Raw genomic sequence first — 21,996 nt, forward strand, 5'->3', positions numbered from 1 at the left:
CTCTCCCCACGTTGTCTGCCAGATCATAAGGTTAGCGCAAAAATGCGGTTAAAAAATACGAACTAACGCACATCGCGGACGTGCCGCGGCGGGAATGGCACTTATTGTGCGTTTTTACTCCACTCCTCCCAGGTCGCTATGGTAATGTCGACATCCTTATCTAACGCGCTTTTCGCCAGTCCGGCGACAAGCGCTTTGATTTCATCAGCGCTCTGAGTGCTAATAAAGCCGAACGTATTGGTGCCGAGTTCATGCACATTTCCTGCACCGTCCGTTAACGTCAGCAAAAAACCGCTTCGCGTCAGATGGTTATTGAGTTCGTTAATCTCGGTCAGGGAATCTTCATGGAAGGTTACGGTAATCACATAACGGGTAATATCGCCACTGGCCATCGTTCACCTCGTTGGAAGTAAATGTGTTTTTAACAGAGGCGGATACGCCGCCCGTCAACCGATTTTCCGATTTCCCCCTCGGCGAGGGGGAGGCGATTATTGCGCGGAAAGATAGGCGTATATTTTTTGGGTATCGTCACGAGAACACAGACGCGTACCCTGATTGAGCGTAGCGGCGCTGCCTGCCGCCACGCCAAAGCGCACCATCTCTTCCAGCGACGCGTCTTGCGCCAGTTTTAACGTCATAGCACCCACCATACTATCACCTGCGCCGACGGTACTTTGACTTTTCACCGGGGGAGGAACAACCTGGATGCAATTCTTGCTGTCTACACCCAGCGCCCCTTGCGGCCCCAGAGAAACAACTACCCGGCGCGCTTTGCCGCTTTGCACTAATTCCCTGGCCGCTTTACGCACATCATCAGGCTGCGTCAGATCACGATTGACCAACGCGCTCAATTCTTTCAGGTTAGGTTTCACCAGTTCGATATCGCCAAGCGCCAGCGCGGCAGTGAGCGCGTCGCCAGAGCTATCAATAATGCAGCGAATACCTTGCTTTTGCGCGGCGGAAATCAGTTGTGTGAGTTTCTCGACCTTAACGCCGGGCGGAAGGCTGCCGCTGATAACCAGGATTGCCCCGGATTCAATTTCCAGCACCTGTTCTTCAAGCTGACGAAATTCGTCATCGTCCAGCGTGGCGCCGGGCATAACAAAACGATATTGCTCGCCGCTGGACTCGACGTGGACGTGCAGGTTCTGACGCGTCCAGTCTTTCGCATCGACGGTAACAACGGGGACATTTTCGTCAGCCAGTAGTGCGACCAGATGTTCGCCGGTAGCGCCACCGGCCGGAAAAATCGCGGTCGCGGTGCCGCCAAGATGCGCAATGGCGCGGGCGACATTAATACCGCCGCCGCCGGGTTCGAATACCGGCGCGGAGCACCGCAGTTTACCTTCGGGATAAATTTGCGGCGTGATTGTTGCGCTATCGAGAGAGGGCGCAAGCGTCAACGTATAGATACGTACCATCGTTACCTCCTGTTAGGCTGATTTCAGTCTGGCACTTAATCCCCGGAAAGTGAAGGAATTAACGATATGATTTTCCGAATCTTTATTTAAAAAAGTACGGTATAAAGATATATAAATAAATTAATGCTTTGGGAGGGTTCTTATTCAAAAAATGAAATAGTAATTGATTGCTATGTTATTCGGGGCTTCTTATAATTCGTTACCTTTCCAGGGGCGTTTGTCATTGATCCCTATGAAAGTTTCCGGGACCGTCGTGGTCTCTTTTTTAGTTGTACGGACTCTTTATAAATGAAGCTTTTGAAGACAGTACCCGCTGCAGTTATGCTGGCGGGTGGCGTGTTCGCGTCTCTGTATGCTGCCGCCGATGATTCCGTTTTTACTGTCATGGATGATCCCTCTACCGCGAAGAAACCTTTTGAAGGTAATCTGAATGCGGGTTACCTTGCCCAGTCAGGCAATACCAAAAGTTCTTCCTTAACGGCTGACACAGCGATGACCTGGTACGGACAACGTACCGCCTGGTCATTATGGGGCAATGCCAGCAATACCTCCTCTAATGATGAACGCTCTTCAGAAAAATATGCGGTAGGCGCGCGTAACCGTTTTAATATGACGGATTATGATTATGCCTTTGGCCAGGCCAGTTGGCTGACAGACCGTTTCAACGGTTATCGTCAGCGCGACGTACTGACCGCCGGTTACGGGCGGCAGTTCCTTAATGGTCCAGTGCACAGCTTTCGTTTTGAATTCGGTCCGGGGGTTCGCTATGACGAACATACGGACGATACCACTGAAACGCAGCCGCTGGGTTATGCTTCCGGCAGCTATGCCTGGCAGTTAACTGACAATGCTAAGTTTACGCAGGGGGTGTCAGTATTTGGCGCAGAAGACACCACACTAAATTCGGAAACGGCCCTCAATGTCGCCATTAACGAACATTTTGGCTTAAAGGTGGGGTATAATTTGACGTGGAACTCGCAGCCGCCTGAATCAGCGCCTGAACATACCGATCGTCGCACTACGGTAACGCTGGGCTATAAGATGTAATCTTGCTCCGGGTTACGTTGTGTAACCCGGTTATTCCGTAGCGACGTCTCAGAAGAAGAAGGTGATGTCGCCGTTTATATAAGAATAGTCGTCTCCGGTGCGAAATTCCGACGTGACTTTGTTTAAAGAAAGAGAGAATGCGACGGGAGAATAGCCGATGGTAGCACCGACGCGATATTCATCCACGGTTTTATTAATGTCCACCGTTTCCATTTTTGTTTGCAGCGTTTTCCCCTGTAACGTGTAGTTTTTATCAACTTCCCTGCGCTCAACGCCAGCAAATACCTTATATATCAATCCCTCTTTTTGACTATGCATTAACCCTCGGCGGGACAGTAACCCAAACCCATTATCAGAGTTGAAGGTCTTATCATTTCCCAGCGCAACGGTTGCGCCGTAACCCAAATACTGGAAGAGATTGCCGCCGACAGCAGATATCTCTGGATAGAGGCCCACATTGACGCCAAGAATATCAATACTTGGTGTAAGGGACACCATTCCTTTTGCCGTATAACCATAACGGTTTTCAATTTGATCCTGCCAGGCGGGATATTTTTCTGCGCCTATTATTCGGTGCGCTCGATTCTGAACTTCCTGACCGCCTGCGTCAGGACCAATAACACCGATATCGGTACCAAAACGATAACGTAGCCAATTCGTGGCTAATGAATTCCACTCCAGTCCGGTATGAAGAAATGCGCTGAAGGCACGGTCGCCTTTGACGGCTTCGGGTTTTCTCTTGTTAGCGCCTGACGGAGAATAAATATCTTGGGCGATATGAAAAGAGAGCTGACTGGCGTCTGTGAGATCGTGGCTGTAACCTAAAAATAGCCCGACGGTATAATCACCCCGGTCTGCAGCCTGGCGCCCATAAAGGGCATTTAAGGATGGTTGAAATATACCTGCATCATCATTCGCCACTGAAATAGCAAGGCTACTGGCATTAGCCATTGTGGTCGTACTGAGTATGGCGGCAAGCATCGTTGCGCAATAGCTGTATTTGTTCACTTTTTACCCCTGAATATGAAAGTGAATAATCTTATTTTCACAAAGCAATAAGCACAGCGGCATGATGCGCAGTGCTTATTAAACCGCTAATATAACTAAACTCCTGCCAGCAGCGAGTCATTGAGAGGATACGTTGTCTTAATGTTGAAAAATGGTGTTAAAAAATCTGCGCCAGATGTTATTGAATACCCATTTTCTCATTCACTATCTGAGTGCGAACAACGGTTGGTTTCACGATTATGCATATAATATGATGCCCTTCGGTATCAACATGAATATCATGTTGTATTCTTTTAAGCTCATTTTCTTTTATGATTTTAATGTTTACCTGTTATTAATTTTTGCTGTGGTAGAGTTGTCCTTAATGATGAGGTCACTTAACGACTGGTAGGTTAATATAACCAAATTCTTACCTCCTTACTTATTAGGGTGGTTATTATTAAGGAATGCAGAGTGTATAAAACCATTAACCTATTAAAATTACTGCCCGTAATTTTATTAAGCGCATGTGCAACATCGTATCACCCCCAGGATACAACATCGGCACCCGAGTTACCCCATCGTAAAATACTCGCTCAGCAACCTGATAACTGTAGCGTTGGTTGCCCTCAAGGAGGAAGTCAACAAACAATCTACCGCTATGCGTATACGCTCAATAATAATAGCGCCACGAAATTTGCCAACTGGGTTGCCTATAGCGTGACAAAAACCAGCCAGGCAAGCGGTCGCCCGCGAAACTGGGCGCAAGATCCCGATTTATCGCCCTCGGATACGTTGGCACCTTCCGCCTATAAAAATGCCCATGCACTATTAAAAGTCGATAGGGGACATCAGGCGCCGTTGGCGGGATTGGGCGGCGTATCTGACTGGCCGTCGTTAAATTATTTATCGAATATTACGCCGCAGAAATCCGCCCTGAACCAGGGGGCATGGGCTTCACTGGAAAACCGGGTGCGCGAACTTGCCAAACAGGGTGATATATCCGTAGTACATGTGGTGACCGGTCCTCTTTTTGAACGGCATATCGCTACATTGCCAGAAGATGCTACGGTAGAAATTCCCAGCGGGTACTGGAAGGTTCTATTTACCGGAACGGCGCCGTCAAAAAGTGAAGGAAATTATGCCGCGTTTATCATGGATCAGAATACGCCCCGTTCAGCAAGTTTTTGCGACTATCAGGTTACCGTGGACACTATCGAACGTAAAACGAAGCCAGTGCTGACGTTGTGGTCTGCCTTGCCTGAAGCGGTAGCCAGCGAGGTGAAAACAACAAAGGGGAACCTGGCGCAGAAGTTAGGTTGTCGATGAGAAGCGCTATGCGGAACGTAGAAAGATAACGGGGAAATCCTGTCAAAGACCTTGATTTGATACAGAGTGATGCAATCTCCCTTTTATTAATGTTACCATCGTCATGCCGGACGAAAATATCGATTTTCGTCTGTGCCGAAGGTTGTGCGCCAATTTAGCAATTGTTGGTTAGATGGATACACAACTCACTGTCAATAAATTAATTTTCTCTTTGTATGTGATCTTGCGTATGGGTCACCACTGCAAATAAGGATATAACATGCCTGTTATTACTCTTCCTGATGGCAGCCAACGCCATTATGACCGCCCTGTAAGCCCGATGGATGTTGCGCTGGACATTGGTCCTGGCCTGGCGAAAGCCACCATTGCGGGCCGTGTGAACGGCGAGCTGGTTGATGCTTCCGATTTGATTGAAAATGATGCGACGCTTTCCATCATCACCGCAAAAGATGAAGAGGGTCTTGAGATCATTCGTCACTCTTGCGCGCATCTGTTAGGTCATGCCATCAAGCAACTCTGGCCGCACACGAAAATGGCGATCGGCCCGGTTGTTGACAACGGTTTTTACTATGACGTTGATCTTGACCGCACGCTAACCCAGGAAGATGTCGAAGCGCTCGAAAAGCGGATGCATGAGCTCGCCGAGAAAAATTACGACGTTATCAAGAAAAAGGTGAGCTGGCACGACGCGCGCGAAACCTTCGTGAAGCGCGGCGAGACTTACAAAGTGGCTATTCTTGATGAAAATATCGCCCATGATGATAAGCCTGGCTTGTACCATCATGAAGAATATGTCGACATGTGTCGTGGTCCGCACGTGCCGAATATGCGTTTCTGCCATCACTTTAAACTGATGAAAACCGCCGGCGCATACTGGCGTGGCGACAGCAATAATAAGATGTTGCAACGTATTTACGGTACGGCATGGGCAGATAAAAAAGCCCTGAACGCCTATCTGCAGCGCCTGGAAGAGGCCGCAAAACGCGACCACCGTAAAATTGGTAAGCAGCTCGACCTGTATCATATGCAGGAAGAAGCGCCGGGCATGGTGTTCTGGCATAACGACGGCTGGACTATCTTCCGCGAGCTGGAGGTCTTTGTTCGTTCTAAACTCAAAGAGTACCAGTATCAGGAAGTTAAAGGCCCGTTCATGATGGACCGTGTGTTGTGGGAAAAAACCGGGCACTGGGACAACTATAAAGATGCGATGTTCACCACGTCTTCAGAAAACCGCGAATATTGCATCAAGCCGATGAACTGCCCGGGCCATGTTCAGATCTTTAACCAGGGTCTGAAATCCTATCGTGATTTGCCGCTGCGTATGGCGGAATTCGGTAGCTGCCACCGTAACGAGCCATCAGGCGCTCTGCATGGTCTGATGCGCGTGCGCGGCTTTACGCAGGATGATGCGCATATCTTCTGTACAGAAGAGCAGATCCGCGATGAAGTTAACGCTTGTATTCGTATGGTCTACGATATGTACAGTACTTTTGGCTTCGAGAAGATCGTCGTCAAGCTTTCCACTCGTCCTGATAAACGTATTGGCAGCGATGAGATGTGGGATCGTGCTGAGGCGGATCTGGCGGTTGCGCTGGAAGAAAATAATATCCCGTTTGAGTATCAACTGGGTGAAGGTGCATTCTACGGTCCGAAAATTGAATTTACCCTATATGACTGCCTCGATCGTGCATGGCAGTGCGGTACAGTACAGCTGGACTTCTCCTTACCGTCTCGTCTGAGCGCTTCCTATGTAGGCGAAGACAACGAGCGTAAGGTGCCGGTAATGATTCACCGTGCGATTCTTGGGTCGATGGAACGCTTCATCGGTATCCTGACCGAAGAGTTCGCTGGTTTCTTCCCGACCTGGCTTGCGCCGGTTCAGGTAGTGGTGATGAATATTACCGATTCGCAGTCTGAATATGTTAACGAATTGACGCAGAAACTACAAAATGCAGGCATTCGTGTAAAAGCAGACTTGAGAAATGAGAAGATTGGCTTTAAAATCCGCGAGCACACTTTACGTCGTGTCCCTTATATGTTGGTCTGTGGTGATAAAGAGGTGGAAGCAGGCAAAGTTGCCGTTCGCACCCGCCGCGGTAAAGACCTGGGCAGTCTGGACGTAAATGACGTGATTGAGAAGCTGCAACAAGAGATTCGCAGCCGCAGTCTTCAACAACTGGAGGAATAAAGTATTAAAGGCGGAAAACGAGTTCAAACGGCGCGTCCGAATCGTATTAATAGCGAAATTCGCGCGCAAGAAGTTCGCTTAACAGGTCTGGAAGGCGAGCAGCTTGGTATTGTGAGTCTGAGAGAAGCTCTGGAAAAAGCTGAAGAAGCCGGAGTAGACTTAGTCGAAATCAGCCCTAACGCCGAGCCGCCGGTTTGTCGTATAATGGATTACGGCAAATTCCTCTATGAAAAGAGTAAGTCTTCTAAGGAACAGAAGAAAAAGCAAAAAGTTATCCAGGTGAAGGAAATTAAATTCCGTCCTGGGACAGATGAAGGCGACTATCAGGTAAAACTCCGCAGCCTGATTCGCTTTCTCGAAGAGGGCGATAAGGCCAAAATCACGCTGCGTTTCCGCGGTCGTGAGATGGCCCACCAGCAAATCGGTATGGAAGTGCTTAATCGCGTGAAAGACGATTTGCAAGAACTGGCAGTGGTCGAATCCTTCCCGACGAAGATCGAAGGCCGCCAGATGATCATGGTGCTTGCTCCTAAGAAGAAACAGTAAGGCCTTCAAGTAACAATTCTGTGAAGCCTTCGGGCTTCACAGGTTTTGTTCGCCTATGTTTCGTTTATTAACAATGCGAAGTGGAAGTTATTAAAATGCCAAAAATTAAGACCGTACGCGGTGCTGCTAAGCGCTTCAAAAAAACCGGTAAAGGTGGTTTTAAGCACAAGCACGCTAACCTGCGTCACATTCTGACCAAAAAAGCGACTAAACGTAAACGTCACCTGCGTCCGAAAGCCATGGTTTCTAAAGGCGATCTGGGCCTGGTTATCGCGTGCCTGCCGTACGCATAAGCCGTTAACGTTTTTAACTTTTTAATTAGAATAGATACAGGAGAGCACATATGGCTCGCGTAAAACGTGGTGTAATTGCACGCGCACGTCACAAGAAAATTTTGAAACAAGCCAAAGGCTACTACGGTGCGCGTTCTCGCGTATACCGCGTTGCCTTCCAGGCAGTTATCAAAGCTGGTCAGTATGCTTACCGTGACCGTCGTCAACGTAAGCGTCAGTTCCGTCAACTGTGGATTGCGCGTATCAACGCAGCAGCACGTCAGAACGGTATTTCTTACAGCAAATTCATCAACGGCCTGAAAAAAGCCTCTGTTGAAATCGACCGTAAGATCCTGGCTGATATCGCCGTATTCGACAAAGTCGCGTTCACCGCGCTGGTTGAAAAAGCAAAAGCAGCTCTGGCATAAGCCAGTGAAAAGAGGGAGCCTGGCTCCCTCTCTTTTATTTACTGTTCAGTGAGTTGACAATTGACCTGTAACCCTTTTCAATAAAGGATATCCGGTCTTACCACATAAGGTAACGCAAGCATGAACGCTGCTATTTTCCGTTTCTTTTTTTACTTTAGCACCTGATCTCAGGAGGCTAGCGCGTGAAAAACGAAACGAAAAACAGCGCAAAAAAAGCCTCCTGATGGAGGCTTTTTTTGTACCTGAAATTGAGAGATTACGTCCAATGAACCGGTGTCTTCACCGACACAATGAGGAAAACCATGTCACATCTCGCAGAGCTGGTTGCCAATGCAGCGGCCGCCATTAACCAGGCGTCAGATGTTGCCGCGTTAGACAATGTACGCGTCGAATATTTGGGCAAAAAAGGGCATTTAACCCTTCAGATGACGACCCTACGCGATCTGCCGCCGGAAGAACGTCCGGCAGCCGGGGCAGTCATTAACGCAGCGAAAGAGCAGGTACAACAGGCTCTTAACGCGCGTAAAGCCGAGCTGGAAAGCGCAGCGCTTAATGCCCGTCTGGCCGCTGAAACCATCGATATCTCCCTGCCGGGGCGCCGTATTGAGAACGGCGGTCTGCATCCGGTCACGCGTACCATTGACCGTATTGAAAGCTTCTTCGGCGAGCTTGGTTTTACCGTGGCGACGGGCCCGGAAATCGAAGATGACTACCATAACTTCGATGCGTTAAACATTCCGGGTCATCATCCGGCCCGCGCCGATCATGATACTTTCTGGTTTGACGCGACCCGTCTGCTGCGGACCCAGACATCCGGCGTCCAGATCCGGACGATGAAAGCGCAGCAACCGCCGATCCGTATTATTGCGCCGGGCCGCGTATACCGTAATGACTACGACCAGACGCATACTCCGATGTTCCATCAGATGGAAGGCCTGATTGTTGATACCAACATCAGCTTCACCAACCTCAAAGGTACGCTGCACGACTTCCTGCGTAATTTCTTTGAGGAAGATCTGCAGATTCGCTTCCGCCCCTCTTATTTTCCGTTTACCGAACCTTCTGCAGAAGTGGATGTGATGGGTAAAAACGGCAAATGGCTGGAAGTGCTGGGGTGCGGGATGGTGCATCCGAATGTGCTGCGTAATGTCGGTATCGATCCGGAAATCTATTCCGGCTTCGCTTTTGGTATGGGGATGGAGCGCCTGACTATGTTGCGTTACGGCGTCACCGACCTGCGTTCATTCTTCGAAAACGATCTGCGTTTCCTCAAACAGTTTAAATAAAGGCAGGATAAAACAATGAAATTCAGCGAACTGTGGTTACGCGAGTGGGTTAACCCGGCAATTGATAGCGATGCGCTGGCCAACCAGATTACGATGGCTGGCCTGGAAGTAGACGGCGTTGAGCCGGTCGCGGGAAGCTTCAATGGCGTTGTGGTTGGGGAAGTGGTTGAGTGCGCCCAGCACCCGAACGCTGACAAATTGCGTGTAACGAAAGTCAACGTCGGCGGCGAACGCCTGTTGGATATCGTCTGCGGCGCGCCAAACTGTCGTCAGGGGCTGAAAGTAGCGGTGGCCACCATTGGCGCCATCTTGCCGGGCGATTTCAAAATTAAAGCGGCGAAACTGCGCGGCGAACCGTCTGAAGGGATGCTGTGCTCCTTCTCCGAACTGGGGATTTCCGACGATCACAGCGGCATTATCGAACTGCCGGCGGATGCGCCGCCAGGTACCGATATTCGTGAATACCTGAAGCTTGACGACAATACCATCGAAATTAGCGTCACGCCGAACCGTGCGGATTGCTTAGGCATCATCGGCGTCGCGCGCGATGTGGCTGTACTGAACAAAGCGCCGCTCCAGGAGCCGGAAATGGCGCCGGTTACGGCAACCATCAGCGATACGCTGCCGATTACGGTAGAGGCCGCTGATGCGTGTCCACGCTATCTTGGCCGGGTGGTAAAAGGCATCAATGTTAACGCGCCGACGCCGCTGTGGATGAAAGAGAAACTGCGTCGCTGCGGTATTCGCTCCATCGATGCGGTGGTTGACGTCACTAACTATGTGCTACTCGAACTGGGTCAGCCAATGCATGCTTTCGATAAAGATCGCATTGATGGCGGTATTGTCGTGCGGATGGCAAAAGAGGGTGAAACCGTCGTCCTGCTGGACGGTAGCGAAGCGACGTTAAATGCGGATACGCTGGTGATCGCCGATCACCATAAGGCGCTGGGGATAGCCGGTATTTTTGGCGGCGAACATTCCGGCGTGAACGGCGAAACGCAAAATGTGCTGCTGGAGTGCGCGTACTTTAATCCGCTGTTTATCACCGGTCGCGCTCGCCGCCACGGTCTGCATACCGATGCGTCTCATCGCTACGAGCGCGGGGTGGACCCGGCGCTGCAATATAAAGCGATAGAGCGCGCCACTCGTCTGCTCCTTGATATCTGCGGCGGTGATGCGGGTCCGATAATTGATGTGAGCAACGAAGCAACGTTGCCGAAACGCGCCACCATTACGCTGCGTCGCAGTAAACTGGATCGCCTGATCGGACATCATATTGCGGATGAGCAGGTCAGTGATATTCTGCGTCGTTTGGACTGTGAAGTGACCGAAGGTCAGGACGAGTGGAAAGCCGTGGCGCCGAGCTGGCGTTTCGATATGGAGATTGAAGAAGATCTGGTGGAAGAGGTCGCCCGCGTCTACGGCTATAACAATATTCCGGACGAGCCAATCCAGGCGGGTTTAATCATGGGTACGCACCGTGAAGCCTCTCTGTCGTTGAAGCGGGTTAAAACGATGCTGAACGACAAAGGCTATCAGGAAGTGATTACCTATAGCTTTGTCGATCCTAAAGTACAACAGCTCATCCACCCAGGTGCAGAAGCGCTGCTGTTGCCAAACCCTATCTCCGTTGAGATGTCGGCGATGCGTCTGTCGCTGTGGAGTGGATTGCTGGCGACGGTGGTTTATAACCAGAACCGTCAGCAGAATCGCGTGCGTATTTTCGAAACCGGTTTACGTTTCGTTCCGGATACACAAGCCAATCTGGGTATTCGGCAGGATCTGATGCTGGCTGGCGTGATTTGTGGCAACCGCTATGATGAGCACTGGAACCTGGCAAAAGAGACCGTTGATTTCTATGATTTGAAAGGCGATCTGGAGGCTGTATTGGATTTAACCGGCAAACTGGGTGAGATCCAGTTCAAGGCGGAGATGAATCCGGCGCTGCATCCGGGACAGTCTGCGGCGATTTATCTGAAAGATGAACGTATTGGTTTTATTGGGGTTGTTCACCCTGAACTGGAACGTAAACTGGATCTGAATGGTCGTACGCTGGTGTTTGAACTGGAATGGAATAAGCTGGCAGACCGTATCGTGCCTCAGGCGCGGGAGATTTCACGCTTCCCGGCTAACCGTCGCGATATAGCGGTTGTTGTTGCAGAAAACGTTCCCGCAGCGGATATTTTATCCGAATGTAAGAAAGTTGGCGTAAATCAGGTAGTTGGCGTAAACTTGTTTGACGTGTACCGCGGTAAGGGTGTTGCGGAGGGTTATAAGAGCCTCGCTATCAGCCTGATCCTTCAGGATACCAACCGTACACTCGAAGAAGAGGAGATTGCCGCTACCGTCGCCAAATGTGTAGAGGCATTAAAAGAGCGATTCCAGGCATCATTGAGGGATTGAACCTATGGCGCTTACAAAAGCTGAAATGTCAGAATATCTGTTTGATAAGCTTGGGCTTAGCAAGCGGGATGCCAAAGAACTGGTTGAACTGTTTTTCGAAGAGATCCGTCGTGCTCTGGAAAACGGTGAGCAGGTGAAACTCTCTGGTTTTGGTAACTTCGATCTGCGTGATAAAAATCAACGTCCGGGGCGTAACCCGAAAACGGGTGAAGATATTCCTATTACAGCACGGCGCGTGGTGACCTTCAGACCCGGACAGAAGTTAAAGAGCCGGGTCGAAAACGCTTCGCCCAAAGAAGAGTAATCAGATCCAGGCATAACATCCATCAGGGTGCATTGCGGCAGATACGCTGCCATTCCGAAAGTAGATCAGCGGGATGACAGCGTATCTGTCAGCCTGAAAGATGACGCGTATAACTAAAAAGGCCGCATTGCGGCCTTTTTTATTCATGTAACTTATTGATTCTTAATTTTTTTTGCTTGAATAATCCTCAAGGTGACCACGTTTTTAAATTCAGAATACAAAAAAAGCCCACGGTTTGACGTCGTGGGCTTCGACTTTTTGACTTCGTACATACCCGGTAGAGAAAGGGTGCCTTATGATTGTCACCTTAAACAACCGAATGACGAGGGATTGCACCCCCGTCGCGGTTTCCTTACTGCTTACATTGTAAGAACGCCGCAAACTCCGCTCCCCAAAACTTCATACGCACTTCACATAACGATCCATGCAGCATGGAGAATGTGAGGACTATCACCACAAAAATTGTGATGACCAGTAACGGTTTTTGCAGCATGGCGCTTGCTCGTTTTTCGGAGAGGCACTAACCTATCACTTGCTTAGGGTAGACGGTTAGGGCCTCGGTTAACAGTAATGTTTCCGGGGCCTTTCCAGTGGACCTCCGACCAGCATCGAAGGCACCCGCGACTTGGTACACTGAATCCGGTAGGGATGTTTATGCCTTCCGGTGCGGGGAGGTCTGCCACATCATTAATCCCGATATCAGTCAGGAGATCTACGGAATGCTTGAATATATCGGGGCGTTGCTGTCGGCCAGTCTCTCACGTTCTGCGGATCAGTTTCGCAAATACTACTATGACAACGGCTCACACGCGGGCTGCATTAGCCACATCGGAACAGCCGCCGTTAACCGCGAGAGCATGGAAGCGCTGAAAAAAACGTTAACGGAATCGCGGGGTGGCGGCGCGTTTAAAAACCTGCTGATCCCGATCACTGGCGGGGGCAAAGACGGGGTGTAGATCCTGCCATTCCAGCAAATCACCGCCAAAGATGAGTTTATGAATATCAAAGCGTCTTCGCGTGATGATGTGCCGACCTTTCATCGCGTACCGCCGCAATTGCTGGGTGCTATGCCGGGCGAGAAGGGATGTTTGGCGACATTGAAAAAGCAGTGCGCGTCTTCGCTATCAATGAACTTAATCCGGCAATGGAAGCCCTCAAATATATCAATGACTGGCCTGGCGAAGAGGTGGTACGGTTTAACCCTTACGCACTACTGGAACAGAACAGCGCCTGATACCTCTGGTAGGTTATCGCTGACCATGACCTGCCACACTATACAGCATCAATTTTTTTCACTATCCCTGCCTGCTTTCTGCTTATTAACCTGCCGGATCTCAGCACGTTAGCGGCCACGCCTTCACTTAATCTCTCTTTAAAAATAACGCCTCAGCATCACGCAGACAGGTGCACGCCTTAGCAATCGAATGCGAGCCAGTTCGTCGTACACAAAGGCGCTCACACGGCGATTTAGCTATGTTTTCGACGGGTTGCCTTCCAGCCGCCGTTGCGTAGGCTGTTCCCCCGTCACCTGCGCGCGGCAAACGCTTTTATTCAGGTTGCGGCGCGTAAATGTTCAGGTCATCAGTAATTCCGCTTCCTCGCCCTGGCAGACTCACCGCTGCGTGGTTCGCTAATCTGGGCTTGCGGCGAGCGGATCAGTGAACCGATCCTGTGTATTCATAAAGAGGAACCATTGACGAACGAAAAAATAAAAGTTGGTGGAAGTATTATTTGAATTATTATTTTCATTGTCAATGGCTTCCTTTCTGATATTTATCATATTACTTCTTATTGCTAATTTATTGTTTTTACGTGGTTTCTCCGTCTGCTTAGGTCGATAGCGGGAAGCATGGTTTGGCTTGGATAAAATCATCTGAAATGGGGGGTTCACCTGAGGAAGAAATTGTGGGGTAGATATTGTTGTTTTTTAAAAAATTACTATCAAATAAATTATTTGTATTTATTAGTTCTCCTAACGGGACAGAAAAAATGCAGAGTAAATTAAAACTCTTACAAACATTCGTAGTTACAGTGTTTCCGATGCTAATAGCCATTTCAATCTCCTTAGTCATTTCGTAGTGTTTTCTGTATCAATTATACGTTCTATTAAATTCATATTAGAAGAATTTAAAATTGAATTCGCTAATGCAATGTTTCCTGAAGATGATATTTCAACAGTTATAGAGTTATTGTTGATATTTGGGCAGTCGACTAACTCATCCAATAGTTGACTATTAGTTATATTCAAGACTGGAACGTGGTTTGAAGAGTTTTGTGTTATTAGATTGGCGCTGTTTTCTACAGTGATTGATATAGGGTTATTATCACTAATATTATTGGAACAGTCGATAATCTCATCGATCAACTCACCATTTGTTAAGGTAAAAGTGTGACCTGCGTTATTTCCAATGTATGATGCACAGCCACTAGTGGTTAATTTTATTTCAATTTTTGAATTTGTTATCTCATTAGTGTCTATTATCTCATCTATTAATTCCCCTCCTGTAATAGTCATTGTCGCCGAGTAGAAAGCATTTGCGGAATTGGTGATTGTTGCATCAATTTTACTGTTTCTGATATGGTTTTTAACGTCCATTGTTTCATCGAGCAACTCCCCTTCTGTAATAGAAATTGTATTTGCAGATGTTGATACAGATGATGATATTTTGATTTCAACAGAGCTATCTGCAATGGATAAACAATCTATTAACTCATCCACTAACTCTCCTTCAACTATATTTATAGAGTTGACATGTGCGTTTGCACTGTCTTTTATTTTGATATTTATATTACTCTTGTTTTTTATTTCCCCACAATCAAGTATTTCGTCTATTAACTGACCATCATTTATAGAAACAACTCCACACTCCTTATTATCTTCTGGACAATGAATGTTAGCGCAATTTATTAATTCTACATCTAGTTTAAAATTATCAAGAGGGTTGTCCCCATCATCTATATTAATTATTTCTTTAATTAGCTCGGCGTCATTAATAATTAAGCTGCTATCTTGCGCATTGAGTATGATATTGGCCGAGTCTACAATTAATATTTTTAAAGTTACATTACGTCCTATGGTTCCAGTAATGACTGAATCAATAAGGGCAGCTTGTGACTTGCTTCCATTTTGATTAATGGAGGAACCTAACGATAATCTTTTGTTAATGATGACATTTGAACATTGTGTTATTTCTATTTTAACTTTTGCATTATTTCCTATACTTGTTATAAGCGAGGGGAGTAAAGTTTTTTCGTGAGAACTCCACCGCTCTTCGTCAACAAGGGTAGTGTCATTGCCGGCAACCTTGATAAGAATGTCCTGGTTTGCAGGAATTGTTACTGGAAAAGTAACGTCGGGTTGCAATTCATATGTACAATTATTTTTTATGAAATATTCTTTTATATTGTTATTAAGTGTTGTTGTCATTTTATACCTCCTGAGTGAACGCGTTAAAACACATGGTTAATCATCTTACAAAATTTTGAGTTGCCATCATGAAACCTTGTCTTGATTGAGCGAGCAAAGCATTTGAAAACTTCAATGATCAAACAAACTATTACGATTATGAGCTAATTGGTATTATCATCTGGATTAACTAAATAATGCTTAAATAACATATAAAAAGAGATGTTTAATAATATCGAGGCATTATTGTTACCTGCCACGATTTGCAGGATTGAAATTTACTGAAGATTTTTATGCTGTGAATTTTCTCCTGAAAGCTGGATACTGACTGTAGTAGGGTCAGTCCACAAATGGACAAGCGCTGCGAGCGGATTGCGGAGGACGTGAACAGGCGGTTCGATAGAGTTGATGACAATACAAAATGGAAATGGAGTGCGATTATTATTCCTGTAGGTTCCGTCATTGTGACCACTGTTGTTGCTTTTCTGATAGCAAAATATGTTTCGCATTGATCCACAAAGTGACCGCTTCTATAGTACAATCCGTGTTTATGTGTGGTTTGTTGTTTAAGTAAGTGGTTGTTTTAAATGTAAATTATTGATTTTACCGGGACTAATATGGCAGCATTACGGCCTTTTTTCTTTCAAGTAGGGAATACCCACCGTAAAATCACGCTACCTCTTTTCAGCTAAATGGATAACATGCTGACTTTTGCCCGCCAACAACAGCGACGAAACCTTCGCTGGCTTCTGAGCCTGTCACTGCTGGTGCTACTGGCTACACTGCTGAGCTTATGCGCAGGCGAACAGTGGATTGCTCCAGGTGACTGGTTAAGCGCCCGGGGAGAACTGTTTGTCTGGCAAATTCGTCTTCCCCGTACGCTTGCGGTACTACTGGTTGGCGCTGCGCTGGCGCTATCTGGCGCCGTGATGCAGGCGCTGTTTGAAAACCCGCTTGCCGAACCGGGCCTGCTCGGCGTTTCGAATGGGGCTGGTGTTGGGCTTATTGCCGCCGTCTTGTTGGGGCAGGGGCAACTGCCAGGATGGTCGCTGGGGCTGTGCGCCATAGCCGGCGCGCTCACTATTACGTTAATTCTGCTGCGTTTTGCGCGCCGCCATCTCTCTACCAGCCGCTTGCTGTTGGCGGGCGTCGCGCTGGGCATTATCTGTAGCGCTCTGATGACATGGGCTATCTATTTTTCCACCTCTTTCGATCTGCGGCAATTAATGTACTGGATGATGGGAGGATTTGGCGGCGTTGACTGGCAGCAGAGCTGGCTGATGATTGCGCTCATCCCGGTGCTGATCTGGATATGTTGCCAGTCGCAACCGATGAATATGCTGGTGCTAGGGGAAACCTCGGCCCGTCAGCTCGGCCTGCCGCTGTGGTTCTGGCGCAATTTGTTGGTCGTCGCTACCGGCTGGATGGTGGGCGTTAGCGTGGCGATGGCGGGGGCGATTGGATTTATTGGCCTGGTTATTCCGCATATCCTGCGTTTATGCGGTTTAACCGATCATCGGGTTTTACTTCCCGGCTGTGCGCTGGCCGGGGCTATCGCCCTGCTATTAGCTGATGTGGTCGCCCGGCTGGCGCTGGCGTCGGCTGAACTGCCTATCGGAGTTGTCACCGCCACGTTGGGCGCGCCGGTGTTTATCTGGCTGTTGCTCAAATCCGCGCGTTAGCGCATTGGTAAACAACTGTTTTCATCATTCGCAGTCTATGATTAAAGGCTAACGATGAAACCCACTATTTTACCGACATCAGGGAGACACCATGCAAAACTCGCTTCTTAATACTCACGTTACGACGATTGATGGAGAGGCCACTACGCTTGAAAAATACGCCGGAAAAGTGCTGCTCATTGTGAATGTCGCCTCCAGATGCGGTTTGACGCCACAATATGAACAGTTGGAAAATATCCAGAAAGCGTGGGCAGATCAGGGGTTTGTTGTGTTGGGCTTCCCCTGCAACCAGTTTATGGGGCAGGAGCCAGGCAGCGAAGAAGAGATTAAAACCTACTGCGCCAGCACCTGGGGCGTAACATTCCCGATGTTCAGCAAAATCGATGTGAATGGCGAAACACGCCATCCTCTGTATCAAAAACTGATAGCCGCTGCGCCAACGGCCGTTGCGCCGGAGAAGAGTGGTTTTTACGAACGGATGGTGAGCAAAGGGCGTACGCCACTCTATCCGGATGATATTCTGTGGAATTTTGAAAAATTTTTGGTAGGCCGGGATGGTCAGGTGGTACAGCGTTTCTCACCGGATATGACGCCTGAAGATCCCATTGTGATGGAAAGTATAAAAATCGCGTTGGCAAAATAATGTCTCAATTGATGCAATTAAAGGATGTCGCCGAGAGCACCCGCCTGGGGCCGCTTTCCGGCGAAGTAAGCGCAGGAGAGATTCTTCACCTTGTTGGGCCGAACGGTGCCGGGAAAAGTACTCTGCTGGCGCGTATGGCGGGGTTAACCTCCGGTGAGGGGAGTATTAGATTTGGCGGAGCGTTGCTGGATACATGGGCGGCGGCAAAGCTTGCCCAACACCGTGCTTATCTTGCGCAACAGCAAAATCCGCCGTTCGCCATGCCAGTCTGGCATTACCTGACATTGCATCAACCTGACAAAATGCGAACCGGGCAGCTTAACGAGGTGGCCGATATGCTTGGATTGGGCGACAAACTGGGGCGAAGCGTCAATCAGCTTTCCGGCGGCGAGTGGCAGCGTGTTCGCCTTGCTGCTGTCGTACTACAAATTCATCCCGACGCTAATCCGGTCGGCCAGTTATTGTTACTTGATGAGCCGATGAATAGCCTTGATGTTGCGCAACAAAACGCTCTGGACCGGGTATTGCATCAATTGTGTCAGGCTGGAATCGCGATTGTAATGAGCAGTCATGATCTGAACCACACGCTGCGCCATGCGCATAAAGCCTGGTTACTAAAGCGCGGTAAACTCATTGCCTGCGGCCGCCGGGAGGAGGTGCTCACCCCCTCTTATCTGGCGCAAGCTTACGGAATGTGTTTTCGACGACTCGACGTCGAGGGGCATCAAATACTCATATCGGCCACTTAAGTGAAATCGTTTCTTGAAAAGCAGGTAATTTCGACGCTAAATTAATACCAGAATAAAAACAGAGGATTGTTGCGGCATGCGTTTTTGGCTTCTTGTTATCACAGCATTATTCCTGGCAGGATGCAGTACTCATCAGGCACCGGCACCAAATGCCAGGTTATCAGACTCGATTACCGTCATTGCAGGTCTTAACGATCAGTTGCAGTCCTGGCGCGGCACGCCATATCGCTATGGTGGTATGAGTCGCAGAGGCGTGGACTGTTCCGGTTTTGTGGTCGTCACTATGCGCGACAAGTTTGATTTGCAGTTGCCGCGCGATACGCGTGAACAATCAAAAATTGGCACCAGAATCGATAAAGATGAATTGCTTCCCGGAGATTTGGTTTTCTTTAAAACCGGTTCAGGCGAAAGTGGTTTACACGTTGGTATTTACGATACAAATAATGAGTTTATTCATGCCTCTACCAGCCGTGGCGTGATGCGTTCATCGCTGGATAATGTGTACTGGCGGAAAAGCTTCTGGCAGGCACGACGAATTTAATCTCGCAGACGACATAATTTTTATGGTCTATTTTTAGCATATCGCTGGTTGAACTTATGACGTCTGCTGTCATCCTATATAATGATATAACCGTAGCATTTACAAACATACTTCTATTAAAAATGGGCATGTTCACGCCCTGTTAAAAGTACAACGTTGGATATTGGTTTATAATCAGAGTAAGTTAAAAAAGGAACCGGTTTACCGGTAAAAAGAAAAATGATGACGCTTCAATTAGTATCTGAAGTTACGTCTGTTTCCGTCCGTAGTGACTGGATGGCGAATAACGCCCTAACTATGGGACTGGCGTAATGATTGCTTCACTTGATGAGCTTTACCATTCCGAACTCTTTTTCCTTCCTGCAATGGATAAAAACGCTCGGCTTGCTGGCTTAGAAATTATTGCGACGTTTGCTACTGAAGACGGTGCTGTGCGGATGCCGACTGAGTTGGTAGTGCCACGCCTTTCGGTGGAGGAACAATACTGTCTGTTTGTTGAAAAACTTGCACTGTTAGAAACGTGCCAACACTTTTTTATTCAGCATAAACTTATTGCATGGCTTAATTTACCCCCCGCAATTAGTGGCTTATTATTATTAGATAGCGAACTTTTTTCCAGGGCGGCGCGTTTTCCGTTTCTTGAATTGGCTATAAATGAGAATTATCCTGGATTAAACCAGGGTAAAGAGAATGAAACGTTAGCCAATCTGGCAATGCATTTCCCATTAATGCTGGCAAATTTTGGGGCAGGAGAAGCGTCAACTAAAGCTATTTTCGATGGGCTTTTCAAGCGAGTCATGTTGGATAAAAATTTTATTCAGCAGCGTGCTGAAATGATCTCATTCGAACCGTTCATGCACGCTATAGTTGCACAGATCTCCTCTAGCTGCGAATCTCTGATGATTGCCGGCATTGATAATGAGGCGATGTTTGCACGCGCTGCGCCATTGGGATTTAGCGCATTTCAGGGAGGACTATGGCCTCCGGTGCCGGTAAGCCAGCTAATTAAACTCGTTCAGTGATAACCTTTCTGTTTGCCGGTGTTTAACCGGTGATCAACCAGTCTACACTGGAGACAGGAGGCCCTATGACCCTGTCTTTTACTGCCCGTTGGCGCGATGAACTGCCAGCAACGTATACCGCGCTTTTACCCACACCGTTAAAAAATGCGCGTCTGATTTGGTATAATGACAAACTGGCGCAGCAGTTAGCCATTCCCGCTTCGCTATTTGACGTTACAAACGGCGCTGGCGTTTGGGGCGGTGAAATCTTATTGCCCGGCATGTCGCCTGTCGCGCAGGTATATAGCGGGCATCAGTTCGGCGTCTGGGCCGGGCAACTCGGTGATGGACGCGGTATTTTGCTGGGCGAACAGCTCCTGGCGGATGGCTCGGCCCTCGACTGGCATCTGAAAGGCGCCGGATTAACACCCTATTCGCGAATGGGGGATGGACGTGCCGTCCTGCGTTCAACCATACGAGAAAGCCTTGCCAGCGAAGCCATGCATTATCTGGGTATCCCCACTACACGCGCGTTATCTATCGTAACCAGCGATACGCCTGTTCAGCGAGAGACGCAGGAAGCGGGCGCGATGTTAATGCGATTGGCGCAAAGTCATATGCGTTTTGGTCATTTCGAACATTTCTACTACCGCCGTGAGCCGGAAAAAGTTCAGCAACTGGCCGATTTCGCTCTTCGTCATTACTGGCCGCAATGGCAGGATGCGCCGGAAAAGTATGATTTGTGGTTTGAAGAGGTGGCGGCGCGTACCGGAAGACTCATCGCCGAGTGGCAAACCGTCGGTTTTGCGCACGGCGTTATGAATACGGATAACATGTCGATTCTGGGGCTGACTATCGACTATGGTCCCTTTGGTTTTCTCGACGACTACGATCCTGGCTTCATTGGTAACCATTCCGATCATCAGGGACGTTACCGCTTCGATAATCAACCGGCGGTGGCGCTGTGGAATTTACAACGTCTGGCGCAGACGTTAACCCCTTTTATTGAGATCGACGCTTTAAACAGAGCGCTGGATCGCTACCAGGATGCGTTGTTAACGCACTACGGGCAGCGAATGCGACAGAAGCTGGGCTTCTTTACCGGGCAAAAAGACGATAACGTTTTACTGAATGAATTGTTTAGCCTGATGGCGCGCGAAGGGAGTGATTATACCCGTACATTTCGGATGTTAAGCCATACGGAGCAACAGAGCGCCTCATCGCCGTTGCGGGATACGTTTATCGATCGCGCGGCGTTCGATGCCTGGTTCGACCGCTACCGGGCGCGATTGCGCACAGAGGCGGTGGATGACGCGCTGCGTCAACAGCAGATGCAAAGCGTGAATCCCGCGGTAGTATTGCGCAACTGGCTGGCGCAACGCGCGATAGATGCGGCTGAACAGGGAGACATGGCGGAACTGCATCGGTTGCATGAAGTTTTACGACAGCCTTTTACCGATCGAGATGATGACTATGCCAGCCGACCGCCGGAGTGGGGAAAGCGGCTGGAGGTCAGTTGTTCAAGTTAGCCTGACGCCAGCAGAATAGTCTGCTGGCGGGAGCGTTATTTGGTTAACAGTAGCTTGCCGGCCTGAGTTTTGCGCAACAGATACTCCTGACCGTTGTGATCGATAATGACTTTGCCGTCCGGACCTAATAGCGCCTGACTGTTGACGCGCCGTTCAGCGGCAGGGAGAAGCGTTTCATTGGCTATTTCCTTAGGGTGGGGCAATTCGGTGTTATCCATACGCGGCATGATGTTT

The 21,996-nt window shown here is 48.6% G+C and carries 23 protein-coding genes, 1 pseudogene and 1 other annotated feature; of the genes and pseudogenes, 17 read left to right on the forward strand and 7 right to left on the reverse strand.

The genetic code is table 11. The annotated features are described in order from the left end of the window. Positions 1–101 precede the first annotated feature (101 nt). A complete protein-coding gene (gene ghoS, locus ACE15A_RS09540) occupies positions 102–392 on the reverse strand; it encodes a type V toxin-antitoxin system endoribonuclease antitoxin GhoS (RefSeq protein WP_053509393.1) in 291 nt (96 codons plus the stop codon). 96 nt (positions 393–488) lie between these two features. Further along, positions 489–1,421: a 6-phosphofructokinase II gene (gene pfkB, locus ACE15A_RS09545; protein WP_053509391.1), complete on the reverse strand. Its 933-nt coding sequence runs from the start codon at positions 1,419–1,421 to the stop codon at positions 489–491. A gap of 288 nt (positions 1,422–1,709) precedes the next feature. On the opposite strand from pfkB, the gene ACE15A_RS09550 reads away from it, so the two are divergent. Then, positions 1,710–2,468, forward strand: a complete 759-nt coding sequence (locus tag ACE15A_RS09550; RefSeq protein WP_023248022.1) for a YdiY family protein — start codon at positions 1,710–1,712, stop codon at positions 2,466–2,468. A gap of 48 nt (positions 2,469–2,516) precedes the next feature. Here the strand turns inward: ACE15A_RS09550 and ACE15A_RS09555 are convergent, their stop codons facing one another. Further along, positions 2,517–3,476, reverse strand: coding sequence for a lipid A deacylase LpxR family protein (locus ACE15A_RS09555; RefSeq protein ID WP_023248023.1), 960 nt, complete (start codon positions 3,474–3,476; stop codon positions 2,517–2,519). Positions 3,477–3,929: 453 nt separating this feature from the next. Between ACE15A_RS09555 and ACE15A_RS09560 the strand changes: the two genes are divergently transcribed. From ACE15A_RS09560 to ihfA, 9 genes are all read left to right on the forward strand, one after another. Continuing rightward, complete coding sequence (locus tag ACE15A_RS09560; protein WP_053509389.1) at positions 3,930–4,784, forward strand: DNA/RNA non-specific endonuclease; 855 nt, start codon at positions 3,930–3,932, stop codon at positions 4,782–4,784. 259 nt (positions 4,785–5,043) lie between these two features. Then, positions 5,044–6,972: a threonine--tRNA ligase gene (gene thrS, locus ACE15A_RS09565; RefSeq protein ID WP_053509387.1), complete on the forward strand. Its 1,929-nt coding sequence runs from the start codon at positions 5,044–5,046 to the stop codon at positions 6,970–6,972. 3 nt (positions 6,973–6,975) lie between these two features. Next, positions 6,976–7,518, forward strand: a complete 543-nt coding sequence (gene infC / locus ACE15A_RS09570) for a translation initiation factor IF-3 (protein ID WP_001574431.1) — start codon at positions 6,976–6,978, stop codon at positions 7,516–7,518. A 95-nt stretch (positions 7,519–7,613) separates the two neighbouring features. Next, complete coding sequence (gene rpmI / locus ACE15A_RS09575) at positions 7,614–7,811, forward strand: 50S ribosomal protein L35 (RefSeq protein WP_001124225.1); 198 nt, start codon at positions 7,614–7,616, stop codon at positions 7,809–7,811. 50 nt (positions 7,812–7,861) lie between these two features. Beyond that, a complete protein-coding gene (rplT, locus tag ACE15A_RS09580; RefSeq protein WP_000124850.1) occupies positions 7,862–8,218 on the forward strand; it encodes a 50S ribosomal protein L20 in 357 nt (118 codons plus the stop codon). Between the two features lie 115 nt (positions 8,219–8,333). Continuing rightward, positions 8,334–8,458: a sequence feature (Phe leader region), on the forward strand. Next, positions 8,339–8,383 (forward strand): pheST operon leader peptide PheM, encoded by a 45-nt coding sequence (gene pheM / locus ACE15A_RS09585; RefSeq protein ID WP_001386830.1) that lies wholly within the window; start codon positions 8,339–8,341, stop codon positions 8,381–8,383. Its footprint overlaps the feature before it by 45 nt. A 62-nt stretch (positions 8,459–8,520) precedes the next feature. After that, entirely contained in the window at positions 8,521–9,504 is a 984-nt protein-coding gene (gene pheS / locus ACE15A_RS09590) for a phenylalanine--tRNA ligase subunit alpha (protein ID WP_000018570.1), read from the forward strand. Between the two features lie 15 nt (positions 9,505–9,519). After that, positions 9,520–11,907, forward strand: coding sequence for a phenylalanine--tRNA ligase subunit beta (pheT, locus tag ACE15A_RS09595; protein WP_053509385.1), 2,388 nt, complete (start codon positions 9,520–9,522; stop codon positions 11,905–11,907). Positions 11,908–11,911: 4 nt separating this feature from the next. Then, positions 11,912–12,211 carry an integration host factor subunit alpha gene (gene ihfA / locus ACE15A_RS09600; RefSeq protein ID WP_001229266.1) on the forward strand — a complete coding sequence of 100 codons (300 nt, stop codon included), beginning with the start codon at positions 11,912–11,914 and terminating at the stop codon, positions 12,209–12,211. A 352-nt stretch (positions 12,212–12,563) separates the two neighbouring features. Here the strand turns inward: ihfA and ACE15A_RS09605 are convergent, their stop codons facing one another. Beyond that, a complete protein-coding gene (locus tag ACE15A_RS09605) occupies positions 12,564–12,704 on the reverse strand; it encodes a Hok/Gef family protein (RefSeq protein WP_023248028.1) in 141 nt (46 codons plus the stop codon). Between the two features lie 154 nt (positions 12,705–12,858). Here ACE15A_RS09605 and ACE15A_RS09610 point away from each other — a divergent pair. Continuing rightward, positions 12,859–13,445, forward strand: a pseudogene (locus ACE15A_RS09610) (phage portal protein); the annotation flags it as partial. A gap of 595 nt (positions 13,446–14,040) precedes the next feature. Here ACE15A_RS09610 and ACE15A_RS09615 read toward each other — a convergent pair. Continuing rightward, on the reverse strand, positions 14,041–14,265 hold the full coding sequence (locus ACE15A_RS09615; RefSeq protein WP_129382408.1) for a hypothetical protein: 225 nt from the start codon (positions 14,263–14,265) through the stop codon (positions 14,041–14,043). Between the two features lie 14 nt (positions 14,266–14,279). After that, entirely contained in the window at positions 14,280–15,638 is a 1,359-nt protein-coding gene (locus ACE15A_RS09620; protein ID WP_053508111.1) for a hypothetical protein, read from the reverse strand. Positions 15,639–16,318: 680 nt separating this feature from the next. Here ACE15A_RS09620 and btuC point away from each other — a divergent pair. From btuC to selO, 6 genes are all read left to right on the forward strand, one after another. Beyond that, positions 16,319–17,299 (forward strand): vitamin B12 ABC transporter permease BtuC, encoded by a 981-nt coding sequence (gene btuC / locus ACE15A_RS09625; RefSeq protein ID WP_023248031.1) that lies wholly within the window; start codon positions 16,319–16,321, stop codon positions 17,297–17,299. A 91-nt stretch (positions 17,300–17,390) separates the two neighbouring features. Then, positions 17,391–17,942: a glutathione peroxidase gene (locus tag ACE15A_RS09630; protein ID WP_023248032.1), complete on the forward strand. Its 552-nt coding sequence runs from the start codon at positions 17,391–17,393 to the stop codon at positions 17,940–17,942. After that, the gene (btuD, locus tag ACE15A_RS09635) at positions 17,942–18,691 is read left to right on the forward strand and encodes a vitamin B12 ABC transporter ATP-binding protein BtuD (RefSeq protein WP_053508110.1); all 750 of its coding nucleotides are present in this window, start codon (positions 17,942–17,944) and stop codon (positions 18,689–18,691) included. The genes ACE15A_RS09630 and btuD overlap by 1 nt, the downstream gene beginning before the upstream one ends. A gap of 76 nt (positions 18,692–18,767) precedes the next feature. Continuing rightward, positions 18,768–19,232, forward strand: a complete 465-nt coding sequence (locus ACE15A_RS09640; RefSeq protein ID WP_023186823.1) for a C40 family peptidase — start codon at positions 18,768–18,770, stop codon at positions 19,230–19,232. A gap of 311 nt (positions 19,233–19,543) precedes the next feature. Beyond that, on the forward strand, positions 19,544–20,254 hold the full coding sequence (gene ydiV, locus ACE15A_RS09645) for an anti-FlhDC factor YdiV (protein WP_023248034.1): 711 nt from the start codon (positions 19,544–19,546) through the stop codon (positions 20,252–20,254). A 65-nt stretch (positions 20,255–20,319) separates the two neighbouring features. Then, on the forward strand, positions 20,320–21,762 hold the full coding sequence (gene selO / locus ACE15A_RS09650; protein WP_023248035.1) for a protein adenylyltransferase SelO: 1,443 nt from the start codon (positions 20,320–20,322) through the stop codon (positions 21,760–21,762). A 35-nt stretch (positions 21,763–21,797) separates the two neighbouring features. Here selO and hemP read toward each other — a convergent pair whose 3' ends face one another. Beyond that, positions 21,798–21,989: a hemin uptake protein HemP gene (gene hemP, locus ACE15A_RS09655; protein ID WP_023248036.1), complete on the reverse strand. Its 192-nt coding sequence runs from the start codon at positions 21,987–21,989 to the stop codon at positions 21,798–21,800. Positions 21,990–21,996: the final 7 nt, after the last annotated feature.

It is taken from the genome of Salmonella sp. HY31, from assembly GCF_042604575.1.
Classification (GTDB): domain Bacteria; phylum Pseudomonadota; class Gammaproteobacteria; order Enterobacterales; family Enterobacteriaceae; genus Salmonella; species Salmonella diarizonae.

What these genes read in the sequence shown, in the direction of transcription:
- thrS (WP_053509387.1), top strand. Translation starts at nt 5,044, where the DNA reads ATGCCTGTTATTACTCTTCCTGATGGCAGCCAACGCCATTATGACCGC.
- ACE15A_RS09630 (WP_023248032.1), top strand. Translation starts at nt 17,391, where the DNA reads ATGCAAAACTCGCTTCTTAATACTCACGTTACGACGATTGATGGAGAG.
- selO (WP_023248035.1), top strand. Translation starts at nt 20,320, where the DNA reads ATGACCCTGTCTTTTACTGCCCGTTGGCGCGATGAACTGCCAGCAACG.
- rplT (WP_000124850.1), top strand. Translation starts at nt 7,862, where the DNA reads ATGGCTCGCGTAAAACGTGGTGTAATTGCACGCGCACGTCACAAGAAA.
- rpmI (WP_001124225.1), top strand. Translation starts at nt 7,614, where the DNA reads ATGCCAAAAATTAAGACCGTACGCGGTGCTGCTAAGCGCTTCAAAAAA.
- ACE15A_RS09605 (WP_023248028.1), bottom strand. Translation starts at nt 12,704, where the DNA reads ATGCTGCAAAAACCGTTACTGGTCATCACAATTTTTGTGGTGATAGTC.
- btuC (WP_023248031.1), top strand. Translation starts at nt 16,319, where the DNA reads ATGCTGACTTTTGCCCGCCAACAACAGCGACGAAACCTTCGCTGGCTT.
- btuD (WP_053508110.1), top strand. Translation starts at nt 17,942, where the DNA reads ATGTCTCAATTGATGCAATTAAAGGATGTCGCCGAGAGCACCCGCCTG.
- ydiV (WP_023248034.1), top strand. Translation starts at nt 19,544, where the DNA reads ATGATTGCTTCACTTGATGAGCTTTACCATTCCGAACTCTTTTTCCTT.
- pheT (WP_053509385.1), top strand. Translation starts at nt 9,520, where the DNA reads ATGAAATTCAGCGAACTGTGGTTACGCGAGTGGGTTAACCCGGCAATT.
- pheS (WP_000018570.1), top strand. Translation starts at nt 8,521, where the DNA reads ATGTCACATCTCGCAGAGCTGGTTGCCAATGCAGCGGCCGCCATTAAC.
- ghoS (WP_053509393.1), bottom strand. Translation starts at nt 392, where the DNA reads ATGGCCAGTGGCGATATTACCCGTTATGTGATTACCGTAACCTTCCAT.
- ihfA (WP_001229266.1), top strand. Translation starts at nt 11,912, where the DNA reads ATGGCGCTTACAAAAGCTGAAATGTCAGAATATCTGTTTGATAAGCTT.
- ACE15A_RS09640 (WP_023186823.1), top strand. Translation starts at nt 18,768, where the DNA reads ATGCGTTTTTGGCTTCTTGTTATCACAGCATTATTCCTGGCAGGATGC.
- ACE15A_RS09620 (WP_053508111.1), bottom strand. Translation starts at nt 15,638, where the DNA reads ATGACAACAACACTTAATAACAATATAAAAGAATATTTCATAAAAAAT.
- ACE15A_RS09615 (WP_129382408.1), bottom strand. Translation starts at nt 14,265, where the DNA reads ATGGCTATTAGCATCGGAAACACTGTAACTACGAATGTTTGTAAGAGT.
- hemP (WP_023248036.1), bottom strand. Translation starts at nt 21,989, where the DNA reads ATGCCGCGTATGGATAACACCGAATTGCCCCACCCTAAGGAAATAGCC.
- ACE15A_RS09550 (WP_023248022.1), top strand. Translation starts at nt 1,710, where the DNA reads ATGAAGCTTTTGAAGACAGTACCCGCTGCAGTTATGCTGGCGGGTGGC.
- pfkB (WP_053509391.1), bottom strand. Translation starts at nt 1,421, where the DNA reads ATGGTACGTATCTATACGTTGACGCTTGCGCCCTCTCTCGATAGCGCA.